At 62.6% G+C, this 23,217-nt stretch carries 24 protein-coding genes and 2 pseudogenes; 10 read left to right on the forward strand and 16 right to left on the reverse strand.

From position 1 onward, the window contains the following. Window positions 1-121: 121 nt before the first annotated feature. The 4 genes and pseudogenes from AC1DQK_RS17960 to AC1DQK_RS17975 all read right to left on the reverse strand — a co-directional run. Window positions 122-949 (reverse strand): tyrosine-type recombinase/integrase, encoded by an 828-nt coding sequence (locus tag AC1DQK_RS17960; RefSeq protein WP_477873087.1) that lies wholly within the window; start codon window positions 947-949, stop codon window positions 122-124. Beyond that, window positions 831-1,130 carry an Arm DNA-binding domain-containing protein gene (locus AC1DQK_RS17965; RefSeq protein ID WP_477873031.1) on the reverse strand — a complete coding sequence of 100 codons (300 nt, stop codon included), beginning with the start codon at window positions 1,128-1,130 and terminating at the stop codon, window positions 831-833. Before AC1DQK_RS17965 ends, AC1DQK_RS17960 begins: the two co-directional genes overlap by 119 nt. A 485-nt stretch (window positions 1,131-1,615) precedes the next feature. Continuing rightward, window positions 1,616-1,870, reverse strand: a complete 255-nt coding sequence (locus AC1DQK_RS17970; RefSeq protein ID WP_477873093.1) for a hypothetical protein — start codon at window positions 1,868-1,870, stop codon at window positions 1,616-1,618. Window positions 1,871-1,922: 52 nt separating this feature from the next. Further along, a pseudogene (locus AC1DQK_RS17975) lies at window positions 1,923-2,045 on the reverse strand (hypothetical protein); the annotation flags it as partial. Window positions 2,046-2,053: 8 nt separating this feature from the next. Here AC1DQK_RS17975 and AC1DQK_RS17980 point away from each other — a divergent pair. Then, entirely contained in the window at window positions 2,054-2,464 is a 411-nt protein-coding gene (locus tag AC1DQK_RS17980) for a hypothetical protein (protein WP_477873033.1), read from the forward strand. Window positions 2,465-2,695: 231 nt separating this feature from the next. On the opposite strand, the gene AC1DQK_RS17985 is transcribed toward AC1DQK_RS17980, so the two are convergent. From AC1DQK_RS17985 to AC1DQK_RS18030, 10 genes are all read right to left on the reverse strand, one after another. Further along, window positions 2,696-3,508: an enoyl-CoA hydratase gene (locus AC1DQK_RS17985; protein WP_477873035.1), complete on the reverse strand. Its 813-nt coding sequence runs from the start codon at window positions 3,506-3,508 to the stop codon at window positions 2,696-2,698. Window positions 3,509-3,558: 50 nt separating this feature from the next. After that, window positions 3,559-3,726 carry a hypothetical protein gene (locus AC1DQK_RS17990; RefSeq protein WP_477873037.1) on the reverse strand — a complete coding sequence of 56 codons (168 nt, stop codon included), beginning with the start codon at window positions 3,724-3,726 and terminating at the stop codon, window positions 3,559-3,561. A 108-nt stretch (window positions 3,727-3,834) separates the two neighbouring features. After that, window positions 3,835-4,902, reverse strand: a complete 1,068-nt coding sequence (locus AC1DQK_RS17995; RefSeq protein WP_477873039.1) for a 3-ketosteroid-9-alpha-monooxygenase, oxygenase component — start codon at window positions 4,900-4,902, stop codon at window positions 3,835-3,837. Between the two features lie 80 nt (window positions 4,903-4,982). Further along, window positions 4,983-5,783, reverse strand: a complete 801-nt coding sequence (locus tag AC1DQK_RS18000; protein ID WP_477873041.1) for an SDR family NAD(P)-dependent oxidoreductase — start codon at window positions 5,781-5,783, stop codon at window positions 4,983-4,985. After that, on the reverse strand, window positions 5,783-7,048 hold the full coding sequence (locus AC1DQK_RS18005) for an MFS transporter (RefSeq protein ID WP_477873043.1): 1,266 nt from the start codon (window positions 7,046-7,048) through the stop codon (window positions 5,783-5,785). The genes AC1DQK_RS18000 and AC1DQK_RS18005 overlap by 1 nt, the downstream gene beginning before the upstream one ends. 23 nt (window positions 7,049-7,071) lie before the next feature. Then, window positions 7,072-8,316 (reverse strand): multidrug effflux MFS transporter, encoded by a 1,245-nt coding sequence (locus AC1DQK_RS18010; RefSeq protein WP_477873045.1) that lies wholly within the window; start codon window positions 8,314-8,316, stop codon window positions 7,072-7,074. Between the two features lie 44 nt (window positions 8,317-8,360). Continuing rightward, entirely contained in the window at window positions 8,361-9,152 is a 792-nt protein-coding gene (locus AC1DQK_RS18015) for an SDR family NAD(P)-dependent oxidoreductase (RefSeq protein WP_477873047.1), read from the reverse strand. A 45-nt stretch (window positions 9,153-9,197) separates the two neighbouring features. Then, window positions 9,198-10,814 (reverse strand): class I adenylate-forming enzyme family protein, encoded by a 1,617-nt coding sequence (locus AC1DQK_RS18020; RefSeq protein WP_477873049.1) that lies wholly within the window; start codon window positions 10,812-10,814, stop codon window positions 9,198-9,200. A 41-nt stretch (window positions 10,815-10,855) separates the two neighbouring features. Beyond that, window positions 10,856-12,016, reverse strand: coding sequence for an acyl-CoA dehydrogenase family protein (locus AC1DQK_RS18025; protein ID WP_477873051.1), 1,161 nt, complete (start codon window positions 12,014-12,016; stop codon window positions 10,856-10,858). Next, the gene (locus tag AC1DQK_RS18030; protein WP_477873053.1) at window positions 12,013-13,026 is read right to left on the reverse strand and encodes an acyl-CoA dehydrogenase family protein; all 1,014 of its coding nucleotides are present in this window, start codon (window positions 13,024-13,026) and stop codon (window positions 12,013-12,015) included. Before AC1DQK_RS18030 ends, AC1DQK_RS18025 begins: the two co-directional genes overlap by 4 nt. Before the next feature lie 256 nt (window positions 13,027-13,282). On the opposite strand from AC1DQK_RS18030, the gene AC1DQK_RS18035 reads away from it, so the two are divergent. The 7 genes from AC1DQK_RS18035 to AC1DQK_RS18065 all read left to right on the forward strand — a co-directional run bounded on the left by AC1DQK_RS18035 (window position 13,283) and on the right by AC1DQK_RS18065 (window position 20,576). Further along, entirely contained in the window at window positions 13,283-15,826 is a 2,544-nt protein-coding gene (locus tag AC1DQK_RS18035) for a TonB-dependent receptor (RefSeq protein ID WP_477873055.1), read from the forward strand. Next, on the forward strand, window positions 15,826-15,954 hold the full coding sequence (locus tag AC1DQK_RS18040) for a hypothetical protein (RefSeq protein ID WP_477873057.1): 129 nt from the start codon (window positions 15,826-15,828) through the stop codon (window positions 15,952-15,954). The genes AC1DQK_RS18035 and AC1DQK_RS18040 overlap by 1 nt, the downstream gene beginning before the upstream one ends. Window positions 15,955-16,172: 218 nt before the next feature. Then, on the forward strand, window positions 16,173-17,696 hold the full coding sequence (locus AC1DQK_RS18045) for an SMP-30/gluconolactonase/LRE family protein (protein ID WP_477873059.1): 1,524 nt from the start codon (window positions 16,173-16,175) through the stop codon (window positions 17,694-17,696). Next, the gene (locus AC1DQK_RS18050; protein ID WP_477873061.1) at window positions 17,693-18,598 is read left to right on the forward strand and encodes an SMP-30/gluconolactonase/LRE family protein; all 906 of its coding nucleotides are present in this window, start codon (window positions 17,693-17,695) and stop codon (window positions 18,596-18,598) included. The genes AC1DQK_RS18045 and AC1DQK_RS18050 overlap by 4 nt, the downstream gene beginning before the upstream one ends. Continuing rightward, window positions 18,595-19,395, forward strand: coding sequence for an enoyl-CoA hydratase (locus tag AC1DQK_RS18055; RefSeq protein ID WP_477873063.1), 801 nt, complete (start codon window positions 18,595-18,597; stop codon window positions 19,393-19,395). Before AC1DQK_RS18050 ends, AC1DQK_RS18055 begins: the two co-directional genes overlap by 4 nt. Before the next feature lie 61 nt (window positions 19,396-19,456). Next, complete coding sequence (locus tag AC1DQK_RS18060) at window positions 19,457-20,266, forward strand: IclR family transcriptional regulator (protein WP_477873065.1); 810 nt, start codon at window positions 19,457-19,459, stop codon at window positions 20,264-20,266. Window positions 20,267-20,345: 79 nt separating this feature from the next. Further along, on the forward strand, window positions 20,346-20,576 hold the full coding sequence (locus AC1DQK_RS18065) for a hypothetical protein (RefSeq protein WP_477873067.1): 231 nt from the start codon (window positions 20,346-20,348) through the stop codon (window positions 20,574-20,576). A 670-nt stretch (window positions 20,577-21,246) separates the two neighbouring features. On the opposite strand, the gene AC1DQK_RS18070 is transcribed toward AC1DQK_RS18065, so the two are convergent. Together AC1DQK_RS18070 and AC1DQK_RS18075 are read right to left on the reverse strand one after the other, a co-directional pair. Further along, on the reverse strand, window positions 21,247-21,501 hold the full coding sequence (locus AC1DQK_RS18070; RefSeq protein WP_477873089.1) for an integrase core domain-containing protein: 255 nt from the start codon (window positions 21,499-21,501) through the stop codon (window positions 21,247-21,249). Beyond that, window positions 21,491-21,757: pseudogene (locus AC1DQK_RS18075) on the reverse strand (DDE-type integrase/transposase/recombinase); the annotation flags it as partial. The pseudogene AC1DQK_RS18075 and the gene AC1DQK_RS18070, both read right to left, overlap by 11 nt. On the opposite strand from AC1DQK_RS18075, the gene AC1DQK_RS18080 reads away from it, so the two are divergent. Further along, window positions 21,756-22,088, forward strand: coding sequence for an ArdC-like ssDNA-binding domain-containing protein (locus AC1DQK_RS18080; RefSeq protein ID WP_477873069.1), 333 nt, complete (start codon window positions 21,756-21,758; stop codon window positions 22,086-22,088). The pseudogene AC1DQK_RS18075 and the gene AC1DQK_RS18080 overlap by 2 nt on opposite strands. Window positions 22,089-22,203: 115 nt before the next feature. Continuing rightward, window positions 22,204-23,214, forward strand: a complete 1,011-nt coding sequence (locus tag AC1DQK_RS18085; RefSeq protein WP_477873071.1) for a transketolase family protein — start codon at window positions 22,204-22,206, stop codon at window positions 23,212-23,214. The last annotated feature ends 3 nt before the right edge of the window (window positions 23,215-23,217 follow it).

Consider the following 23,217-nt stretch of genomic DNA (forward strand, 5'->3'; position numbering starts at 1 on the left):
ACCTATCTTCCTGATAGGTGCCTTGCCCCGGCAGCCGCGGTCGCAACCGATGAAGGGCGATCCGCTTTGTGGCGCTGCGACCGGTCATTCGCGAATTGAGCTGCTGCTGGTTCCGCGGACACTAAGATAGCGTGTTTTGGAACCGCCGGTATTGCGCGGGCCGCGCATCATGCGGGTCACCCGCGCAGTCGAGGAGGTTTTCGGCTTCGCCAAGATGCCCCTGTCGCGAGAGCGGCACGAGATGCTCGAATGCTTCCTCGTCCTTGCGATCGAGGATCAGCTTCATCCGCGCGGCCGGAATGCGCCAGAGAGGCGACGCGTTTACAGCCGGTTCGGCGGTCTCCCAATCGATGTCCTCGAACTCGTCCCAAACGACGCCGCGGATCACGCCCGGCCGCACGGTGGTGAGCGCGAGCAGGCGGGAGGCCAGCTTGACCACCGGCGTCGCGCCGGAAACTTCGGCCGCGACTAAAACCTTGCGAGCATCATCCAGCTTAGTGATCGCCGGCTGCCGCCCCTTCTTCGGCAATGGTTTCAGCGCCCTGACGATGCCATGAGCCGGATCGTGATCGGCGATGCCCTCAGAGATCGCATAACCAAAGATCGCCGAAATCCGCTGGCGCAGGCGTCGAGCGGTCTCGATCGAGCCGCGCGCCTCTACCTTGCGCAGCGTGGCCAAAATGACAGGCCCGTCGATCGCAGGGATCGGCAACTTGCCCAGATCGGGAAACACGTCATTTTCAAGGCTGGTGATCACGTCGTCCGCGTGGACCGGCGCCCATCGCGGTGCCTGCAAGGCATGCCAGGCACGAGCCAGCTTCTCGAATGTCTCAATGGCCGCAGCTGCAGCGGAAAGCTTGCGTTTCCGCTTTTCGACAGCGGGATCGCGATGTTCCCTGACCTCGCGACGCGCCTCGTCTCGCAGATCGCGCGCCTCGCCCAGCGAGATCTCGGGATACTGCCGAAAACCAGCCGTTTCTCCTTGCCCGCAAAGCGATATTTGAGCGCCAGGACTTCGACCCTTTCGCTGTGACGAACAGATAGAGCCCGCCTGCGTCGGCAAGTTTGTAGTCCTTGTCGCGCGGCTGCGCTTTTCTGGCCTGAATGTCCGTGAGCACGAATGCCCCCATCTCTCAATTTCGTGCCCCCAAAATGCCCCCGGCCGCAGTGAGATTTGGGGGCATCGGGAGCAACCGACTGAGACAAACACTAGCCGAAAACTAGCCAAAAATCAATGTCTTATGGGGCCTTTGAGACCCTCTGAAAAGGGCCGTTGGCGGAGCGGGAGGGATTCGAACTGAGACGTTTAGGCTTTGATTTTCCTACGTCTTTCAATTCGAGGCCCGAAATGCGCCACGCCTGAAGCCACGCAATTGAAATCCCGCCCTTCTAAGGCCGATCGCCTGGGCACGATCCATCGGTGCAGTGGGATTCTAACCGCGGGGCGGCATTGGATCAACCGTGGATTAGAACCTCAACCAAGCGGAGGTTGGCAAGTTAATACTCGTCCTCATGGCGGCCAACCAATGCGCGCACATGCGCGCCAATGGCTCGGTCGATTTTGTCATCGCGGATGGCGACATGGTAATCGGACCCCCGATACGATTGCAAGACTTCAGCTTCCCGCGATGCGCTGGCACGAAGGGGCCACCAAGGCCCAGACGGCCTCTACGACCTCGACCAACGACACGCCTTCGAGTTCGATCGAAGCGGCATAAGCGCGCCATTGGCGCTGCTTGGTCTCGTCGTCGACCAACTCGGGCGATAGGCCGAGCGGGCGCTCGCGGGGTATGTCGGTCCGGCGACGCTCGAACGTCGCCCGGATTGCCGCATCCAGTTCGTCCGCCGCAATGGGCAGGGCCTGCGGCAAGGCTCATCACACCATCCCCGAACCTCGGCCAACGGAATGTGCCGCTCTGGAGGCGTTTGGTCACCAGGACTAGCCCGGTGCCGTCCCACAGCAGCAGCTTGATCCGGTCGGCCCACTTACAGACATTCAGCATACGCTTTGCGCCGCGATACGATCGCGTATCCGTGGCACCCATTTTTTGAGATGGAGCTGCAGGTTGCACCGTTCCGGCGCGGCAAGCAGCTGAAATTTATCATCACCGACCAGTTGCCTGGGTACTCACGGGAGGCGCCGCTGTGGATGTTCGATGCCGGTTATTGCGGTGGCATGGTCAAAGGCCCTTCCGAAATCAGCATTGAGGGCCTCATGGAATTGGCGGGATTGTTGGCCGCGTTGGGGAAGACTCGGAAGCCTCTGCCAACATCGACTCCTTCGAAATCGAAGGAGAAAGGACGTGCGAGCAACTCGACGCCAAAACAGATCGCAGCTCAAGCTGCAGTTCGATCCCCCGGCTCCGAAACCGTTGGACGGCATGCGTCCGAAGGGCGTGGTGGAAACGCTGGCCGATCTGCTGCTGGAGGCAATCGGCGCAACAACAATCGAGGGAGGCGTTGATGACGACCAAGCTCACGCTTGAGCATCTCTCCCGCTCCGCCAACGGACCTTTTCAGATGGTCTCAAAAACCCCAGAAAACCTTGATTTTCTGCTAGTTTTAGGCTAGTGTTTGTCTCAGTCGGTTGCTCCCGATGCCCCCAAATCTCACTGCGGCCGGGGGCATTTTGGGGGCGCGAATTGAGAGATGGGGGCATTCGCACCCCGCGCCCTCGGCGGCGCAAAGTGGGAAACTACTCCGCTTCCTCATCGTCCGGCAGATGGTGCTTCTGCTGCCGTCCGCGTGCGGTGAGTGCCTGCCAGCGGTCTGCGATTTCTTTTGGGGTGACATTGCCATTTACCCGGTCGGCCATTCTGATTTCCAGCGCGCGGGCATCACCATAAGGTAGCTCGTATCCGCCATCGATCAGGGACTTGTAGCTCTGAACCGCCGACCGATCCGCCGTCGCGATATCGTGCGCCAAGCTTTTGGCGACTTCCATTAGTTTATCGCCGGGCACGACCCGATTGACCAGTCCCCAGGCATAGGCATGGTTGGCATCGATCGCGTTGCCGGACAGGGACATCTCTTTGGCGCGTCCGGTCCCGATCAGCCGGGAGAGCTTCTGCGACAGACCCCAGCCGGGGAGGAGCCCGACCCGGACGTGGGTATCGGCAAAGCTCGCCTGTTCAGCGGCGATGAGAATGTCACAGCCAAGGGCGAGCTCGAGCCCACCCGCAATAGCTGGGCCATTGATAGCGCCGATCACCGGCTTTTCGCATTGTTCGACCAACGCGACGATATCATCGTCGAAAATCTCCGCGCCCAGCACTGCAGAGGCATCGCCCCGCGCAGCGAGTTCCTTGAGATCAAGTCCCACGCAGAAGGCCCGCGTGCCGGCGCCACTCATGATGATGACACGAACGCTATCGTCCGATCGCGCGGCCTGGATCGCATCACACAGGTCCCACCTCAGTTGCAGCGACAGCGCATTCATCGCCTCGGGACGGTTCAGCAGGATCGTGCGGACCGGACCATCGTCTTCGATGGAAAGTGTCACTGTCATCTCCGACTAGGAATGTGCGTCGAGCGCCGGCGACCAAAGCCACGGCTTGATCAGCCCCGCCAGTCCGGCGGGTTGGCTTTGCCTGCTGCCTCGACTTTCTTGATCCCGTCGGCCAATCCTCCGATATTCACATGGGGAAATTCGTGGGTGAGATGACCAAGCTGGTAGAGATCGAAATCGGCCGACAGGGCGCTCCTGATTCCCTGAACCTCCGTCAATCCGGATTATTCCTTCGGCGCGTCGCTGAAAAAGCCAATCGTCTCTTCCACGCTCAGCGCCTTCCAAGATCTTCGGACCGGCGGATGTCCACGCGCCCGGACATCGCTCTAGACGCGCTCGTTCGAGAAATCGGGCACCCCCGGCACGGTATAGATCCCCGCGCTTCGGCCCAGGAACAGCGCCGCCGCCGAACGCGGATTGTAGAATTGCTTGTACCAGGTCCGCACCTTGAGAAAATTGCCGTCCCCCGGCAACTGCATCGGGCGCAGACATGGCTGCTTGTTCGACCATATTTCGAAATCCTGCGCGAAGGCGTCCCTGCTCAAACGCTGATAGTCGCGGGCGGCCTGGACGTCCTCTTCGGTCGGAATGCGATCCGCGATCTTGGTGAGGGTCGCATGCCATACGAACACCCGGCCATCGTCGACCGGCGTGTGCGTGATGAACATCATCGAGTTATTATCGCCCAGAAAGCGCGAAATCAGAATGCCCGGTCCGGTATAATAGGTGTCGAACTTCATCATTCCGGCCTCGGCACCTAGGATTTCATGTACGCCGCTAAGCCTCTGCCAGGCCATGTGCCCGCGTAGTTCGGTTTCGAACGAGCTGACATGGGTGGCGTGAATGGGCAGCAGATGCTGCAAGTCGCAGATATTATCGACCACTTCGACGGGATGAAGGTCCATTTCTCCGAGGATATCGAACCGCCAGCGGACCCACATCGGATCTTCCCATTCTGAGATTTCGGGAAGCTCGTAATCGGGAGGGCCGCCTTCGGGATCATGCCAATAGAAGATGGCATTATAGCGTTCGACGACCTCATAGGCGGCGAGGCGCGCCTGCTGGGGAATGATGTTCGAATAGGGAATATGATCGCACTGCCCATCAGGGCCGAAGCGCCATGCATGGTAGGGGCATCGGATCGATTCACCCTCGATCTGCCGGCCCTGCCTGACGATGAAGGAGGTCGTGTTCTTTCCGATATGCGTGCGCATATGCGGGCAATAGGCACTTACCATATAGGCCTTGCCGCTCTCTCCCCGATAAATGACGAGGTCCTGGCCGAAAAAGCGGACGCTGAGCGGCGCCGTGTTGATCTGTTCGGCATCCGCCACCATGAACCAACCACGGGGGTAGACATGTTCGCCCAGCGCGTAATCGACGGTCTTTGCCATTGATGGTCTCCTACGGTAAACTATGTCGGCGCAATGCTGTCAGGCCGGCAGATCTGCCGACGATCGATGGGTAGGCTTTCTCATCCGGTGTTTCGGGCCATTGCGTCGCCCCATCCGGCCATGATCAGCCCGCCGTCGACGACCAGGGTCTGGCCCGTCACGAAGGCCGCCTCCGGCCCGGCCAGGAACAGCGCCGCGTGGGCGATATCCTGGGGCCGGCCGCAGCGCGGAAGCGGTTGGCACTTGGCGAACGCCGCCTCCGCTTCCTCGCGACGGGCGGCGCCGGATACCTTGAACGACAGGGGCGTCAGGATCATCCCCGGCGCGATGGCGTTGACGCGGATATTGTCGCCGGCATGGCGGGCAGCGGCTGTCATCGTCATCTTCACCACTGCGGCCTTGGTGGCGCCATAGGCGAAGGTTCCCCCCGCGCCGCTCAGCGCCCCGATCGACGCAATCGAGACGATCGATCCTCCGCCGGCCTGCTGCATCACGGGTATGGCGTGCTTCATCCCGAAAAACACGCTGCGCATGTTGATCGCGATGATGTCGTTCCAAAGCTGTTCTTCGAGCGTCAGCAGCCGATCCAGATCGGGAAGCGCGATCGCCGCATTGTTGACCAAGATATCGAGCCGGTCCCACCTACCGACGACGGCGGCGATCGCCTCTGCGATCGCCTGCTCGGATCGGACGTCGGTTTTCAGGAACATCGCATCGCCGCCCGCGTCGGCAATCGCGCCGACGACGGTCCGGCCCGCCTCCTCATTGATGTCGGCGACCAGCACGCGCGCACCCTCGGCCGCGAAATGCTTCGCGATCCCTTCGCCAATCCCCATGCCCGCTCCCGTCACCAGTGCGGTTTGCCCCTTCAAGCGTTCCATTAAGAATCTCCGTTTCCGCCGGATCCTTCACGATCCGATTGCCGCCAATAGAACGTGCCGATCAGGGCGAGGACGAGCAGGCCCGCCAAGCCCATCCAGGTCATCCGATAGTCGCCGGTCCGGTCGAAGATCAGGCCGGCGGCCAAGGGGCAGCCGAGCGTGATCGGCGCCATGACCGCCCGTGACCAGCCGAGCACGCGGCCATAAGTCGACAGCGGATATTCGGCTGCTAGCGCGGCGCCCCAGACTGGCATCATCGCCCCCACGCCCAGGCCGAACGCGAGCACGCTCGACACCAGAGCCTCATAGTTCGATGCCGTCGACAATATGGCTAGCCCGGCGATCTGAAGCATCGCAGCCGCGCGGAGCGCCCAGACTTTGCTGACGACATCGCCTAGAAATCCGAACCCGACCTTGCCTAGGATGGCCGCGAGCCCGGCTATCGACAGCAGGGTCGATCCGGCCATCGTCCCGAAGCCGAGCGTCGTGGCAAAGCCGACCATTGAGATGGCGATCGCACTGTTCGCGCCGAGCATGGCGCTCACGACGATGCTGACGACCCAGAAGCCGGGCCGCCGGGCGATCTCGCGCAGCGGCAACGGCGCTTCACCGGGCTGGCCATGTGACGCGATGTTCATGGGAGCGGGCGGGGATTCCGGGAGCCGGGCCAACCACCAGACCGGAACGGCCAGCGCCGCGAATGCGCCTGCATAGATCAGGAACGTCGGACGCAGGCCGGCGCTTTCGATCAGCAGCGCGGTGAGCGGCGGAAAGATGATCGCGGCAACCGAAGCGCCCAGCACCGACAGGCCGATAGCAAAGCTGCGGCGGCGCTGAAACCAGTGCGACAACAGGTAGTTTGTGACCACATTGCCCATGCAATTATCGGCCATCGCGATCAGTGTGCTGAATATGGCGATGGTCACGCCGATCGAGCCCGCGAACGCCATCGCAAGGAAACCCAACGCGGTTCCGATCGCCCCTGCGGCGGCGATGCGGTGGACCGGAAGTCGATCGATCACCATGCCAATCGGGATTGAGCCGAAGCTTCCCACCAGCATGGCTGCGGTGTAGCCCAGATAGATCGTGGCCCGGGGAGCGTGATATTCGCCGGCGAGCGCCACCGCATAGTTGCCATAGGCATAATAGACCGGTCCGGCTCCAAGCATCAGCATCGCGAAGCACAGCAACAACACCGCATTACCGCGGGGGGATTGCGTGCGACCGGACAGCGCGGCCTCCGCCTTGGCGGCGTCCGTGGCCATGGCATGGACATACCGGCTGGACATCAGGCGACGTCGACGGAGCGAGCGAAGAGCCGGCCCCGCTCCGTGACGGCGACGATGGCGATCGCGACGATCGCGACGACGAGAAAGCCCAGCGCCACCGGCACCGTCGTGCCGTTGAAGTTCTGTCCAATGATGCTCCCGACGCCGACGCCGACCACCGTGGAGATGGCAGACTGCGTCGAGGATGCGGTTCCGGCGATGGCACCCATCGGCTCCATCGCCATGGCGTTGAAGTTAGACCAGGACAGGCCGAAGCAGAACATCTGCAGCGATTGAAACAGGATCAGCGTCCATACCGTTTCGGCGCCCGCCAAGGCCACGCAGCTGTGCAGAGCTGCGATCGTCGCCAGACATAACAGCGCGCCATGCGACAGCATCCGGGTGCCATAGCGACCGACGAGGCGCGCATTGGACAGCGCGCCCGCCGCCATCACCCCGCCGATAACGGCATAGGAAGGCGCCAGCAGATCGGCACTGCCAAAGCCGATCTCGAAAATCTGCTGCGCCGAAAAGATGAAACCGAGCAGGCTGCCGTAGATGATCGAGCCACAGAGCGCGTAACCGAGCGACTGTCGAGTGGTCACGATCTGCATCAATGCGCGGCCGATCCGGCCGAACTCCAGCGATTGCCTTTGCTCGGGAGGAAGGGTTTCCGGCAGTCGGAGCGCAAGCCAGATTGATACCGCTCCGCTGAACAGGGCCAGCGCCCAGAATAGACTTCGCCATGGCAGGAGCAGCATGATGAGCTGTCCCAATGCCGGCGCCAGGATCGGCACGAGCAGGACGATCGTCATCGACAGTGACAGGACGCGCGCCATGTCACGCCCACTATAGCGATCGCGGACGATGGCCGTCGCCAGGGTGCGCATCGCCGCGGCGGCGCATCCCTGGAGGAATCGCGCAGCGACGAGCAGTTCGAAGCTGCCGGCGGCGGCGGCGACCCCACTCATCGCCACGAACGAGATGAGCCCGGTCAAGATGATCCGACGCCGTCCGAAACGATCTGCGAGCGGGCCGTAGAGGATCATCGCCGCGCCGAGGCCGAGCAAATAGGCGCCGATCACGAGCTGGCGCTGATTTTCACCGACAAGCCGCAAGGACGACGATATTGCGGGCAGTGCCGGCAGCATCAGGTCGACCCCGAGCGCGGAGGTCGTCTGCAGCATCGCGATGAGCGCCACGAACTCGCGAAATCCCATCGATGAACGCGCGGCCTGACTGCCGCTGATATCTGGTCCGGTCATGCTGGTCCCTGGCATGCTGATGATCGCCGGTCGGTGTGGCTGGGTCAGTCGATCGTCGCGCCGCCGTCGATCGGCAGGACGATTCCGGTCGTCCACCTGGATTCGTCGGTGAGCAGGAACAACACCCCGCGCGCGACGTCATCGGGATGTGCGATGTAGTTCATGGGAAAGCGCGCAGCCATTCTGGCGAGCCCTTCCTCATCAGGCGCGAGCCGATCCATGATCTCGGAATAGGTCGGCCCCGGGGCCACCGCGTTGACCCGGATATTCCTGGTCGCGTAATCCAGCGCCGCCGACTTGGTCAGGCCGGCCAGGCCCCATTTGCTCGAACAGTAGATCGTGTTGCCCGGCGCGCCGACGAGGCCCCCGACCGACGACATGTTGACGATCGAGCCGCCGCCGGAGGCGAGCATCGCCCGGGCCTCATGCTTCACGCAGGCGAAAACGCCGCGCAGGTTGGTATCGATGATCTCGTCGAAATCGGCCAGGTTGAGCTCATGGATGGCGCCATGGATCCCGCCCAGTCCGGCATTGTTGAGCGCGCCGTCCAGCCGGCCATAAGCGCTGACGCAGGCATCGACCGCATCGGAAATCGACTGTTCGGACGTGACGTCGCACAGGACGGCCGTGGCTTCCAGCCCCTCCGCACGGAGATCCGCCGCGATATGGGTGATGCGATCCTCGCGACGGGCGGCCAGCACCACCTTGGCGCCTTCGCGCGCGAAGAGTTCGGCGGCTGCGGCGCCGATGCCGCTGGAAGCACCCGTCACGAGCACGACCTTGTCCTTCAATCTGCTGGCATGCCAATCGAGCGGCGGCGGACTGTTATAGGTCATCGGTACATCCTCTCATCTTGTCTTCAGGGCCTCTTCGGAAGTCGATCAGCTTCCGCGCGGCTCCGCGATCGCCGCGAGCCGAAGCTTGCTGCGGTCCACCTTGCCCATGGTGTTGCGCGGGAGTTGCTCGGCGATGAGCCACACCGCCGGAATCTTGTATTTCGCCAGCCGATCGGCCGCTGCGTCGTAAAGCCGGCTTCGCAGTTCTTCGGTGTCCACCCCGGCTTCGAACTCGACCGCCGCCGCAACGATCTCGCCCAGGCGATCGTGGGGCACTCCGAATGCGATCGCCGATCGCACCCCGGCGACGCCTTCCAGCACCCGCTCGATCTCGCGCGGATAGATGTTCGCGCCGCCGCGCAATATCATATCTGTGCCGCGAGAAGTCAGATGAAAGATACCGAACTTGTCGACATGCCCGATGTCGCCGGTATGCAGCCAGCCGCCGCGCAAGGCTTGTTCCGTCGCCTCACGATTCTTCCAATAGCCCAGCATCGGCGTGTAGATGCCCGCATGGGAGCCGTCTCGGGCGGCGCGGACGCAGATCTCGCCATCGGTGCCGTCGGCGACCCGGTTTCCAGCCATGTCCAGAATCGCCACCTCCAGATGCGGCAAGGGGCGACCGATGGCGCCCTCGACCGGCTGGTCGTCCGGATTGAAGCGCGTCACCACGCCCGGCGCCTCGGTCAAGCCATAGCCATCGCGCATCTCTCTCCCGAAGCGTTCGCGATACATGGTCCGCAACCGATCCGAAGCGCCTGCGCCGGCTGTGGCGAGATAGACAAGGCCGGACATGTCCTCCCGGGCAAGATCGGCGCTCATCAGCATGTCGTAAATGACGGGCGGGGGCGCGCGGAAGCCGTCAATATGTTCGGCCCGCACCCATTGGAAAATGCCGCCCGCGTCGGCCCGATCGACGCACAGCAGCGTGTGGCCATGCCGCAGCGTTCCAAGCCCGTGGTTGATCATCACGTTCATGACGGTGAGCTGCATGACGCAGCCCTGTCGCGTCACGCCCGCCCGTTCCTCCTCCGAATCGGCGGTGGCGACGAGCATGTTGTGCTGGCTGTGAACGACGCCTTTGGGAAAGCCTGTCGTCCCGCTGGTATAGCCGATGATGGCGGGCAGGAAGGGGTCGACCGCGACATGCGGGGGCGGGCACCCTTCATGCTGACGCAGCAACTCCCGCCATCCACTGTCGGGGCGCGAGGGCTCCATGTCGATCACTTCGCGTAGATCCGGCAAGTCACCACGCTGAGGAAGGATCTCGGCACGGGATGCCTCGTCGGCCAAATAGACCGAGACGCCGCAATCCTTCAGCTGAAAGACCTTCTCGGAAGCGGACAGGTGACGGGAAATGCCGACCCAGACCGCACCGATGTTCTGGGTCGCATGAAAGGCGATCACCATGTCGGGATCGTTGCGCGACGTAGCGGCGACCCGGTCCTGCGGCTTGATACCCCGCGCGAGCAAGGCGTTTGCCGCCGCATCGACCGCCCGGAGGAAGCCGGCAAAGTCATAGCGGGCATAACGGCCGACCAGCGCTTCCCTGCCAGGCTGGAGTCGTGCAACCTCGAGCATGGCTTGGCCGATGGTCGGGTGAGCAGGCTGCTCGCGGTGCCGAGGCACGATCAGCCCCAGCGCGTCGTAGTCTGGATCCACGGCCCTGTTGCCTTGCACTGAAGATGTCATGGACGCTTTTTTCATCCCTTGGGCAGCCCGAGCAGCCGCTCACCGATAATATTGCGGCGGATCTCGGCCGTGCCGCCTGCCAGCGTGCGAAGGCGTGATGCCAGGTAGCGCTTGGGCCAGTTACAGACCGGGTGCATTTCCAGCGACCGGCTGCCCATGATCTCGAACGCCAGCTCATGGACGCGCTGGACCAGCTCGGTGCCGAACACGGCAGGTATGATCCCCTCGGCCCCCACCGGCCCTTGCTCGAAGCGGGAAATGGTCATGTAGCTCATGGCCCTCAAGGCCGCCGTTTCCGCCCGCGCCATGGCCAGCCGGGCGGCGATGTCGCCCGTTTCGATCACCGGTCTGCCACTCGCATCCCGGGTCTCCCGGGCCAGCCGCAGCAGGGTCTCGACCACCCGGCCGATCTCTATCCTCTCGCCAAGGCTGGCGGTCGCCCGCTCGAATTCCAGCGTGGTCATCGCCACGTTCCAGCCGTCGTGCAGGCCGCCTACGACATGCGCCAGCGGGATTTCCACATCGGTGTAGAAGACCTCGCAGAAATGGAGGTCTCCGTCCATTGCCCGGATCGGGCGCACTTCTACGCCGGGATGGTGCATGTCGCAGACCACCCAGCTGAGCCCGCGATGGCGCACCGAACCCGGTTCGGTGCGGATCAGCATTTCCTGATAATCCGCCTGATGGCCGTTGGTCGTCCAGATCTTGGACCCGTTGACGATCAGCCTGTCGCCTTCGATCCGCCCGAACGTGCGCAGCGAGGCAAGGTCCGATCCGGCATTGGGCTCGGAAAAGCCCTGGCACCAGGGGGTTTCGCCCCGTAGGATCGGGGGCAGGAATTTCGCCTTCTGCTCCTCGGTTCCGCGGGCGATGATCGTCGGCCCGGCATGATTGAGGGCGATAAAGAAAATTCCCTCGCCGGGCGCCCCGGAGCGAGCCACTTCCTCGAACCAGATGAGCTGCTTCATCAGCGTCAGTTCGCGCCCGCCATAGGCCTTCGGCCAGGAGAGCCCGGCCCAGCCATGGTCGTGGAGCGTGCGCTGCCAGCGCTTGTCGAAACCCATGCGCTCGTCGGTTCCGACCGGCGGGGCGCGGCCCGGGCTGTTTTCCGCCAGCCAGTCACGGGCCTGCTCGCGAAACTCCTGCTCGGCGGGGGAGAAATCGAGATTCACGCCGCCTGCTCCAGCACATCGGAGCAGGACAGCAGAGCGTCCCGATGCGTCACGGCCGTGCCGAAGCACATGTCCATCACACGGGCGCGCTTCAGAAAGCGATGGGCAACCAGTTCGTCCGTCACGCCGATGGCGCCATGGAGCTGAATGTTGGCTTGGGCATTGACGATCGCATGGGCGGATGCAACCAGCCGCGCAGCGAGCGCTTGATAGCGAGCGCGGCCATTGTCCTGACCGAAGCACAGCGCCGCAAAGACTACCTGCGCCCAGGCCGCGTCCGACCGGATCGCCATATCGGCGCAGCGATGCTTCACCGCCTGGAAGCCGCCGATCGGGCGGCCGAACTGTTCACGCGTCGATGCATAGCGAACCGCCATCCCGGTAATCGCCTCGCACATCCCCGTGGCGTAGGCGGCCGACAGAATGAGCGTGAGGTCGTGTAGGCCGGGATCCTGTACCCGACAGAGGACCGGTGCGGCGGCAAGATCTGCCAGAGCCAGCGCCATGGCTTCGTCAAACGCCTCTCGTTGATCGAGCTCGGGCAGCTCCCCGAGCCCGTGGAGAGCCGCGCCTTCCGGCGTAACGAGAAGAGCCAGCGTCGCATCGCGGCAGTCGAGAAGATAGGCGGGGGTGCCATCTCCGGCTCCGGGTGCGTCTGTCGGCACGGCGGTCGCCACCCGACTGATGCCCGCGATGATCGATTCGGCGAGGGGCGCATTGCCTGCCGCCTGCGCGACGCGCGCACCCAGCAAGCTCGTGAGCATCGAGAGCGGCGCAAGGACGCGGCCGAATTCCCGGGCCACTAGTACATGGTCCCCTACCGGCAGATCGGATCCGCCTGCGACCCCGGCGGTGGCAATGCCCAGCCAGCCGAGAGACGCCATTTGGTGCCACGTCCGCGAATCGAGGGCCGGATCGAGGCCCGCTCCGGTCAGCCGTTCGACCGGCAGTTCGGCCTTCAGAAATTTCGCGACGCTGTGCGCCAGTTCCTGCTGAGCATCTGTTGCCACAAGGCTTGCCACCCGCTCCACCTATTCCACATGTTGATATGATGAAATTGCTGCGATCGAGACTTCTGTCAACCGTCAATTGCGAATTGGCGGAGGAATTTGCTGAGTTCTGCCGTAATATCTGGTTCTACCGTGAAGAGCGGAAGGCGATTGACATGAGTTTGTATTCCACTAAATGGAACATCGTGAGACGGACCAAGGGCGTCCACGGCAGGGCGACAAAGATGGCGGTCGCCACTTAGGGGAGAGAGAAATCATGGCCATGAAGCCGAATTCATCATCCACGCGAATCATCATCGCCGGGCTGCTGGCCTGTGGTGCATCCTGGGTCAGCACGGCTGCGGCCCATGCCCAGGCCGGAGCCCGGGCGCCGGACAGCGAGCCCGCCGGCTTGGAAGATATTGTCGTGACGGCCCGCCGCGTCTCGGAAAGTCAGCAGCGCGTTCCGATTGCGATCACCACCATTTCCAATGAGGCCCTGCAGAAGCGCAACGTCAGGACGGTGTCCGACATCCAGTTCAGCGTGCCCAACCTGCAGATCGCGCCAAGCATCAACTATGTCAGCGTGCCCGAATTCACGATGCGCGGCCAGCGCCAGCAGCTCTTCACCGATGAAAACGTTGTGACCTATCTCAACGACGTTCCGGTCAGTACAAGAGCGCTGCTGCTTTACGATATGGAGAATGTTCAGGCCATCAAGGGCCCGCAGGGCACGTTGTTCGGCAAGAATTCGCTGGGCGGTGCTATGGTATTCACCACCAAGCGGCCAACGTTCGACCTTGAAGGCTCGGCCGAAGTCGAACTGGGCAATTACGACCGCAGACAGTTCACCGGCGTCCTGAACCTGCCCTTGGCGGCCGACATGGCTGCGGTGCGCGTTGCCGGCCGCATCGAGCGTCGCGATGGCGTGTTCAAGAACAGCTTCGTCGATTCCAAAGACATGGATAATCGCAGAAATGAAAGTGTCCGCGCGACTCTGCTGCTGACCCCCGGCGACAGATTCGAAAATCTGACGACCGTGGATTTTATCCACCGCAACGAAGTCGGCGGTCCGCGCGTGATCGAAGCGGCGCTGGCAACCACGCCGGGCCTCCCGGCGCTTGCGCGACAGGGTGTGACCCTGCAGAGTCAGGAGGGCGGCGCCCAGCCGATTCTTGACGGCGGCCTTCTGGTCCGCGCCGGCACGCCCTTCAGGGTGAGCATGCCTACTGGCATCGGCCGTACCAGCGCGCTCGGTGGAGGGAGCGTGCTCAATACCAACGGCAGCTATGTCAAGACTTACGGCATTGCCAACAAGACTTCGTTCAAACTGAACGATGCCCTGACGATCCGGAATATTTTCGGCTACCGCTACGAAAAGGCGATCGACGAGCAGACACCGTCCGGTTTCAGCGGTTATACTCTCGATCTCACGCCGGTGCTCGGGCCGAACGGCGGAACGGGCCAGACCGCGCTCAATACGACGAACTACCTCAACACGTTCAAGACCCTCACCGATGAATTGCAACTCGTTGGAGAGCTTGCCGATCTGAAGTTCATCGTCGGCGGTTTTTACAGCCACCAGAAGAATGGCTATGATGTCGACAGTTATCTGGCCGTCGGACCGGTCTCGTTCCGCCCGCGGCCGACGCGGCATGCGGATATGCGGCAGACCTTCACTTCGAAGGCGATATTTGCGCAGGGAACATATGATTTCGGATCAGTGGGGCTCGAAGGACTGAGGCTGACGCTGGGAGGGCGCTACACCTGGGACAAGAAGAGCGCGACCAACGAGAATTTCTATTCGAACATCAATGATCTGAAGCAGGATTGGCCGGTTGCGAACGCCGTCTGCAACACCATAGCCGGAACATCGAGCGGGGTAACCGCCGTCAACAGCGCGACAGCATGCAATCTGACCGGCGGGAGATCGTGGAAGGCGGCGACCTACACGGCGTCGCTCGAATATCAGGCTTCCCGCAATACCTTGCTCTATGCGGCCACGCGCCGCGGCTACAAGGCGGGCGGCACAAATCCGACCACGGTCACCAACAGATTCGTCTTCTACAATCCCGAGCATCTCACCGATTACGAGATCGGCCTGAAACACCAGGGCTCGATCGGTGACATAGCCTATCGACTGAACGTCGCCAGCTTCATCGGCAAGTATAAGGACATCCAGACCCAGTCGATCCTCAGCTTCTGCTCCGACGCCACGCAGCCCTCGGCCACCTGCCCGGTGCGCTATACGGACCTGATCATCATCAACCTGGGCAAGGCGACCATCAAGGGCGTGGAGGTGGACGCCACGGTCAAGCCGATCCCCGAACTTCAGCTCGACGTCGCCTATGCGTATCAGACCGGCCGATATGGTTCGGGCTCGTTCATCCCGGCGCCGGCGAAGCCAGGGCCGATATCCAATGACAATGTGGTCGATCTGAACGGCGGCTTCCCCCTGAAGGGCCAGGGGTTCACCGGTATTCCGCGTCATACGCTCTCGATTGCCGGTTCGCTGGACCTGTCCTTCATCCCCGAATCCTTCGCCCGGACCAGCGTGAGCATGAATTACGCCTATCGCGGCGGCAGCAAGGGGCTTGCGCAGCTCGGTGTTCTGAAAGCGGCCGGTTTCGGCCTGCTCAACGGCCGGATCAGCTTCAACGATCTTGCCGGTACCCCATTTTCGCTGGCATTCTGGATGCAGAACATCGCCGACAAGCACTATCGTCTTGCCTGCATCGATTCGCTTGCGAGCCTGGGCTTCGCCAACTGCCGCTGGGGCGAACCCCGCCTCTACGGCATGACTGGCTCCGTCAAATTCTGATGACCGGACTGTCGGGTAGGAGTGCGATCGTCATTGGCGGGGCGATGGGGACGGGCGAGGCGATTGCCCCTGCCCTCGCTCGCCGCGGCGTCGACGTTCTGGTGACCGACCGGGACGAGGAGCGGTAGAGCGGGCGATCGCCGCGATCCGGGCGGCAGAACGGGTCGGCCGCCTTTGCGAAGGGCGGGGTCCGGTCGGCCGGGGTTTCAAGCTGGCGCTTAAGAAGGGAATTGCCATGCGACGGGTGGTAGCCCTCTTGGTTGTTGGTGCGGGCAGCGCTTTATTTGCGGCGATCGGTGCGGCCGATTCCGCACCGCGGCCGCACCGGATGATTGACGACGGGCATGTGCAAGCTGTCGCGGAGCGGCCGTGGCATATCCGCCTGCTCGTGCCGGGTTCGGAGTTTCACACCGTGAACGGCGTGGCGCTCGACGATCGCGGCGATCTCTATGCTGGCAGCGTCGCCGGCCAATCCGTTTTCAGGACGCGTGACTTCCAGGCGATCGAAACCGTTGTCGGGCCGCCGCTTGGCGAGGCCGACGATCTTCTAGTGACGCATGACGGTTCGATAATCTGGACCGCCATGGGACAGGGCGCCGTGCGCCGCCGCGATCCGGACGGAACGATCCGGGACATCGCCACCGGCATTCCGGGGGTCAACCCGATCGCCATGACGCGCGACGGCAAGCGCCTCTTCGTCGGGCAGATGCTGCATGGCGACAGCCTCTGGGAAGTCGATCCCGAAGGACGCCGGCCCGCGCGCAGGCTGGTCGAAGGGGTAGGATGGCTGAACGGATTCTCGGTCGGCGACGATGGCAGCCTCTACGCCCCATTATATCTGAAGGGTGAGATCGCGCGCATCGATCCGGACAGGGGCAGGGTGGATATTCTCGCGGCGGGATTTGAGCATCCCACCTCCGTCAGGATCGCGCGGGACGGTTCGCTGCTCGTCCTGGAATCTCCCACCGGCACGATTTGGAGCCTGAGCAGTGGAAAGCGCCATATCGTGGCGAAGCTGCCGGCAGGCGCGGACAACTTCCTGGTCAGGTCGGACGGCAGCATCCTGGTCAGCAACATGCGCGACGGCAGCATCACCGCGGTCGATCCTGCAAACGGCGCCAACAAAACCTTGATTTCGGCGCGGCTCGCCTTTCCCTCGGATATCGCGGTCGACGGATCCCGGCTGATCGTGAGCGACACGTTCGCCCTGCGCACCGTCGATCGGCGCAGCGGCGCGATCGGCGGCGTTCTTCACCCCGTCGACCCCGGCATCTATCCCGCAACCGCGCTTTCCGTGGCGAACGGGAAGGCTGCGCTGACTAGCGAAATGCTGGGCACCGTCCAGGTCGTCGATCTTGAAAGCGGCCGCATCGAAAGAACCGTTGGCGGGGCGGAGGGGGCCGTGGACGCCGTCCGGACGAACGATGGCAAGCTCTTCGCGCTATTGCCCGCCAAGGGCGAACTGGTCGAACTGATGGGTGATCGACAGCGCATCGTGACCAGCGGCCTGTATGCTCCGGTCGGCCTGGAGGACATGGGCGACGGATCGGTGATCGTCGCGGAAAGTGGCAGCGGGTCCCTGCTCTCGATCAACCTTGCCGATGGAAAGGCGCACACCATCGCGGGCGGCCTAGGTACGCCGCGATCCGTGGCGATCGGCAGGACGGGATTTGCGGTGCTCGACATCGGCGGGCGCAAGGCGTGGTGGGTGGACAGGGCGACGGGCAAGGCCCGGATAATCGCGCACGACCTTCCCGTTGGCCATCTACGCAAGCCTTATCCCCGCTCCGGCGGAATCGCAATGGATGCTGCCGGCACCGTCTATATCGCCGCAGACGAAACCAACGCCATTTACGCGATCAGCCGATGAGCCTGTCCTGTTCCTTTTTCGGTACGGCACGGAACAGGCTGGGGGAAAGTCCGCTGTGGGACGAGGCCCGCCAATGCCTGTGGTGGATCGACGCGCAAGCGGTCGCGCCCTGCGAAGGCTGGATTCACGCCGCGCATGAGGATGGGACGCCCCATGCCAGCTGGCGGTTCGCGCGGGCCGTGGGCAGCATCGGACTGACCGAAAACGGTCTGGTGGCGGCGATGGCGGACGGCTTCTACCTTGTGGATGAGCGGGGAGAGGCGCGCCAGTGGGTCGCCTGCTCAACCCATGGCGGGGCGATCCGCTTTAATGACGGGAAGGCGGATCGCACCGGCAATTTCCTGGCGGGCCAGATGGAATTGCGCGAAGGCACAACACCAAAGGCTGCCCTCTGGTGCCTGTCCCGCAACGGGCTGACACATACGTTGGAAAGCGGGCTGCGATTGGCCAATGCGATCTGCTTTTCGCCCGACAATGCGATAATCTATTTCGCGGACAGTCCGGAAGGTTGTATTCGGGCCCACGCCTATGATGCGGATCGCGGCCTGCTGGGCTCCCGTATCGGGACGATCGACTGCCTTCGCTTCGGCTCCATCCCTGACGGGGCGACCGTGGACAGCGACGGCAATTTGTGGGTGGCACTGGTTCAGTCGCAGGCGGTCGTCTGCCTATCGCCCACCGGCCGGTTGCTGCACCGCGTCGACATGCCGGTGCCCTTTCCGTCCTGCCCTGCGTTCGGTGGGAAGGATCTGGACACGCTGTTCGTAACGACGATCGCGGATTCAGGCCGCTACCTCAGGACGGATCATCCCGATGCTGGTCGCATCGTCACCGTCCGTGGGCTGGGGGTGAGGGGAATTGCGGAGCGCCGCTGGGAAATGAAAACGGAGCCAAGTGAATGAACGAACCGGAAATCCTGCTGGAACGCAACGGCCATGTCCTGCGCATCTGGCTCGCCCGCGAAGACGCGCGCAACGCACAGAGCAGGCAGCTTCTGGACCAGCTTGACGAGGCCTTTGCCGAGGCGACGGATGACGAGGACATCCATGTCGTGATCCTGGCAGGCAAGGGCAAACATTTCTCGTCAGGACATGACCTCAAGCAGGCACAGGCAGAGCGGGCCGGCTTTACGGTCGAAGATCGCTGGAAATATGAAAGCAGGCGGTATCTGGACTATTGCCTGCGTATTCGCGACTTTCCGAAGCCCACCATCGCCCAGGTCCAGGGCGGATCCATCGCCGCCGGGTTCATGCTGGCCAATATGTGCGATCTGGTCGTCGCAGCCGACGATGCGTTTTTCAGCGATCCCGTCACCTACATGATGGGCGCGGCCGCGACCGAAGTGCTGATTCACCCGTGGGTGATGGGCTCGCGCATCGCCAAGGAATTCCTGTTCACCGGGAATCGCATGTCGGCGCAGCGCGGTTATGAGCTCGGCATGGTCAACCGCGTCGTGAGCGCCGCGCAGCTGGAAGATGCCGCAATGGAGCTCGCCCTCCACATCGCGAAGGCGCCGCCGTTCGCCCTGCGCCTGGTCAAGAAATCGCTTAATCGCTCCGAGGACAGCCAGGGCTTTCGCGAAGCTCTGTCCGCGCATTTCGATATTCACCAACTCAGCCACGTCACCGCGGAATACGGCAGTCTGGCGCGCGGGGGGCTTGCTGCCTCGATCAAGAAAATCTCCGCCAAGGAGGATTGAGAGGGCCGTGAAAGGAGGATCCCGATGCAATTGAGCTTGTCGCCTTTGTCTATTCCATTCATTGCCCGTTCCGAAGCCCCCGGGAAAAGGACGTGGAACGCTGGAGAAGATCGCCGGAACCCAGAGCATCGCGAGAGCCTTTGCGATCCTGCGTACATTGTCGAGGTTCGGGGCACGCGGCATGCCTTTGCGGGAGATTGCGCGCGCCAATGAACTCACCCCCGCAACTGCGCATCGCATGTTGCAGCAGCTGGTCCAGCAGGGTGCGATCGTGCAGCGGAAGAATTCCGACTATGCGCTGGGGCCGCTGATGGCGGAACTCAGCATCGCGACCTATTCGCGCGACGTCGTCATCGCAGCCTGCAACCCGGCTATGCACATGCTGTCGGAACAGACCGAGGAAACCGTCTTCCTGATCATGCAGTCGGGCAGTGATGGCCTCTGCCTCGACAGGGTGGAAGGCAAGGGGATCGTCCGGGTCATTACGCTCGACGTGGGCGAACGGCGCCCGCTCACCGATTCCGCGGGGGGCATTGCCATGCTCGCCCAGCACGACGATGCCGAGATAGAGGCGCTTCTGGCTATCACTGGATCGAGCCATTCACGCTATGCCTTCGACGCGGCGGCGATGTGGAGCAGGATCGGCGACGCCAGAGGGCAAGGTTTCGCCTTCGTGAAACGGGAGGAACAGGGGATCAGTGCCATTGGCATGGCGCTCGCCTCGCCCCATGTCCGTCTCGCTATCAGCCTGTCTAGCACCTCGGCGCGGCTGGAGGAACCGCGCCGTAGCCGGATCATCGACGCGCTGGGGACGGCCGTCCAGTCGGCGCAGGGGCGTCTGCTGTCTCTTCCCTTCGGCGAGAAAAACTAATGGAGGAGCTGGAGATCGAGGATCGCGGCCACGTCCGCAGGATCAAATCGCCGAGCGCCGCGGCAAGGCGCAGGACGAGGTGCTCGAAGAGATGGCCTCGCTCGATCGGCTGAGGAGAATGGTGGCGAATTTGCGCGGTGAGGAAATGTCGGGGGGCACCGGCCGCGTCACCGAATTCCTGGGACTGGCCGAGCGCCGGCTGGCATCACGCGAAGCAGCGCTTTCCGCTGACGAGCAGCGTTTCGAGAAAAACAAGCTGTTCGGCGACGATGATGATCAAGCCTTTCCCCCGCCCTATGGCTACTACTAAGCGGTCGTCGGACAGTGTAATTTTGTCCATGTCCGGGGGCGTCCACCCTTTTCCAGACGATGTGTTGGTGCTATTGATGGTGCCGGTGATTTTCCACTGCCGATTTGCAGGGAAAATCAGCCTCTTGGGTGCCCGATGGGAGTGTTCTTCTGGGCTTTCCATAGGTGGAATTCGGGCGCTCGTTACCGAAGTCTCCGCCCCCAACCTGTGTCACCCTATCTCACTTTTTTTGGGGACACCCATGGGGGCACCGAAGGGCGATATAGTAGAGGATTTGGCTAAATTCGGCCAGTAATGGACCATCTTTCGAATCCCTCCCGCTCCGCCATTTTGCCATTGTACATACTGGAAACATGGCTGACAGGTTGTACCTAAGACATGGGTAACAACCTCGTGCCGAACGGGTTGTCGATGGTTTGCAGGGATTTCTGTTCCAAGTCGATATATCCGAGATCATAATCGAGGAATGAGACGAGCCAGATGCCATCGTCGACTTCCTTGATGCCGAGCTTTTGGCCGGCGAGGACGGTCGAGATGTTGACGCGTTTTCGATGCATGCAGATTCGCCCGCAGGCGGTGACGAGCACGTCGCGGTCGTGGAAGGGGTACTCGACCTGCAGCAGGCCCTGATAGGGTCTGGAGGACGGCGTATAGAGTTCGGCGGGATATTTCATGTCGAGCGCCTCGTGGGGCGCTCTTGGTTGAACTCTTTGACGAAACTGTCGAATCGGTCCTGCTGCTGCAGGAAGTTCATGCGCGCTGGGCGGGTCGCCTCGGCCTTGAGCGTGCGATGCATGCATTCGTGCCGGCGGTTTTGTTGCGGGTGACCCGGTTTGATGCGTTCGATGCTGATGCCCAGGCAGCCACCAGACGGACAGTCTGGATAGATTGTAGAGGTCATTGGGGCTCGCGAAGGGAACGCCATTGTCGGAACGGATCGCAACCGGAAGGCATCGCTCCTTGAACAGCCTCTCGAAGCTTTCGATGACCGGCATTTCGCGTGTGGACTCCAGCGCCTCGCATGTGAGCAGGAAGCGCGAGGCATGGTCGGTGACGGTGAGCGGGTAGCAATATTTGCCGCTGCCGAGCTTGAACTCGCCTTTGAAGTCCGCGCACCACAGCTCATTGGGCGCAAGACCAGGTGACAGGGATGGATGGGCAGGCTCCCGCCAGCGTAGCATGCCAGAGCGTGGTGATTTCTATTCCGAGGTCACCGCCAAGATCATCGCCGAACTGCAGGCCGGGCGTTTCCCGTGGGTCGAGCCTTGGGGCCACGCCGGGAACTGCACTGCCCTCGGCTTACCGCGCAGTGCGCTCACCCGGCAAACCTGTTCAGGGATCAACATTCTGATCCCGTGGGGCGCGGTCATCGAGCATGGTCAGCCGCGCGATTTCCGGGCCGCGAGCGCCGCCAGCCGGGCCGCTGACTACCGGCCAGTACCGGAAACCATCAAGCAGAGGGAGGCAGTTCAAGCGATCAAGCCGTCAATCCTAACAGCAGCGACCGTTTAACCCTTACTCCTTTTCGAAGTTAGCCCAATGTGGGTCGTCGGCACCGCGACGGAAATGCGGATAAGCGTAAGGGGGTTTGGGCATGACATTTCATGGGTCATCGCACGCACAGCCAATGAGCAACACCCATTTGCCACCCTACCAGATCGAAACCAAGCCCTATGGCAGGGCGCTTGTCGCGCTTGCCGAACAACGCCGCGAAATCATCTGTCTTGGAGCTGATCTGACCAGGCAGACCGAGACCGACCTTTTTCGTGACCAACTGGCTGATCGATTCATCAATGTCGGCATGGCCGAGGCAAATATGGTGAGCATCGCGGGTGGGCTGGCGCGAGCGGGGCACACGGTTTTCGTCAACACATTCGGCGTGTTCGCCACTCGACGCTGCTTCGATCAACTCGCCATGGCAGTTGCCTATCCCAACCTCAATGTTGTCATAGCGGGCTTCATGCCGGGTCTTTCCAGCCCCGGCGGCCCCAGCCATCAGGCGATTGAAGATATGGCGCTGATGCGCGCGTTGCCCAACATGGCGGTGCTCGACTTGGCCGACGCGAGCGAGATCCGCCAGGCGGTCACGATCGCGGCGGATCGCAAAGGGCCGGTCTACCTGCGCCTCAAACGGGGGGAGATTCCGCGAATTTTCGGTGACGATCATCGGCTGGAATTCGGCCGGGCGCATATTCTGAGCGAGGGGTCGGACGTTACCATCGTGGCGTCGGGTATGATGGTCCCGGCTGCGCTCGTTGCCGCATCGACGCTCGAGCAGCACGGTCTTTCGGTCGGTATCGTCAATTCGCCGTCGATCAAGCCGTTGGATAGCGACACCATTCTGAAGGCGGCGCGCGGATCCCGGCTGATTTTGACGGCGGAAAATCATTCGATCATCGGCGGCCTGGGTTCGGCGGTTGCGGAAGCGCTGGCGGAGGCGGGGCTGGCGGTTCCGTTGCGTCGGATCGGGATTGCGGACAGGTTCGCCGAGTCGGGGAGCCGCGAACATCTCTTCGCCAAATATGATCTCGACATCGCCGCCATCCTGCGTGCGGCCTGGACCGGCCTCGCCCTTGAAGGGGACCCGCCCCGCGCCGTTCTCGATACGGCTTCCGCCGACGAATACGCGCCCGTTTAACTG

Source organism: Rhizorhabdus sp. P4_G5, from assembly GCF_056401065.1.

Excerpts from the sequence above, each read along its gene's own strand:
- AC1DQK_RS18035 (WP_477873055.1), top strand. The coding sequence starts at position 13,283 with ATGGCCATGAAGCCGAATTCATCATCCACGCGAATCATCATCGCCGGG.
- AC1DQK_RS18050 (WP_477873061.1), top strand. The coding sequence starts at position 17,693 with ATGAGCCTGTCCTGTTCCTTTTTCGGTACGGCACGGAACAGGCTGGGG.
- AC1DQK_RS18010 (WP_477873045.1), bottom strand. The coding sequence starts at position 8,316 with ATGACCGGACCAGATATCAGCGGCAGTCAGGCCGCGCGTTCATCGATG.
- AC1DQK_RS17985 (WP_477873035.1), bottom strand. The coding sequence starts at position 3,508 with ATGACAGTGACACTTTCCATCGAAGACGATGGTCCGGTCCGCACGATC.
- AC1DQK_RS17995 (WP_477873039.1), bottom strand. The coding sequence starts at position 4,902 with ATGGCAAAGACCGTCGATTACGCGCTGGGCGAACATGTCTACCCCCGT.
- AC1DQK_RS18005 (WP_477873043.1), bottom strand. The coding sequence starts at position 7,048 with ATGGCCACGGACGCCGCCAAGGCGGAGGCCGCGCTGTCCGGTCGCACG.
- AC1DQK_RS18000 (WP_477873041.1), bottom strand. The coding sequence starts at position 5,783 with ATGGAACGCTTGAAGGGGCAAACCGCACTGGTGACGGGAGCGGGCATG.
- AC1DQK_RS18080 (WP_477873069.1), top strand. The coding sequence starts at position 21,756 with ATGCCAGAGCGTGGTGATTTCTATTCCGAGGTCACCGCCAAGATCATC.
- AC1DQK_RS18015 (WP_477873047.1), bottom strand. The coding sequence starts at position 9,152 with ATGACCTATAACAGTCCGCCGCCGCTCGATTGGCATGCCAGCAGATTG.
- AC1DQK_RS18055 (WP_477873063.1), top strand. The coding sequence starts at position 18,595 with ATGAACGAACCGGAAATCCTGCTGGAACGCAACGGCCATGTCCTGCGC.
- AC1DQK_RS18085 (WP_477873071.1), top strand. The coding sequence starts at position 22,204 with ATGAGCAACACCCATTTGCCACCCTACCAGATCGAAACCAAGCCCTAT.
- AC1DQK_RS18040 (WP_477873057.1), top strand. The coding sequence starts at position 15,826 with ATGACCGGACTGTCGGGTAGGAGTGCGATCGTCATTGGCGGGGCGATG.
- AC1DQK_RS18070 (WP_477873089.1), bottom strand. The coding sequence starts at position 21,501 with ATGGCGTTCCCTTCGCGAGCCCCAATGACCTCTACAATCTATCCAGAC.
- AC1DQK_RS17980 (WP_477873033.1), top strand. The coding sequence starts at position 2,054 with ATGGAGCTGCAGGTTGCACCGTTCCGGCGCGGCAAGCAGCTGAAATTT.
- AC1DQK_RS17965 (WP_477873031.1), bottom strand. The coding sequence starts at position 1,130 with ATGGGGGCATTCGTGCTCACGGACATTCAGGCCAGAAAAGCGCAGCCG.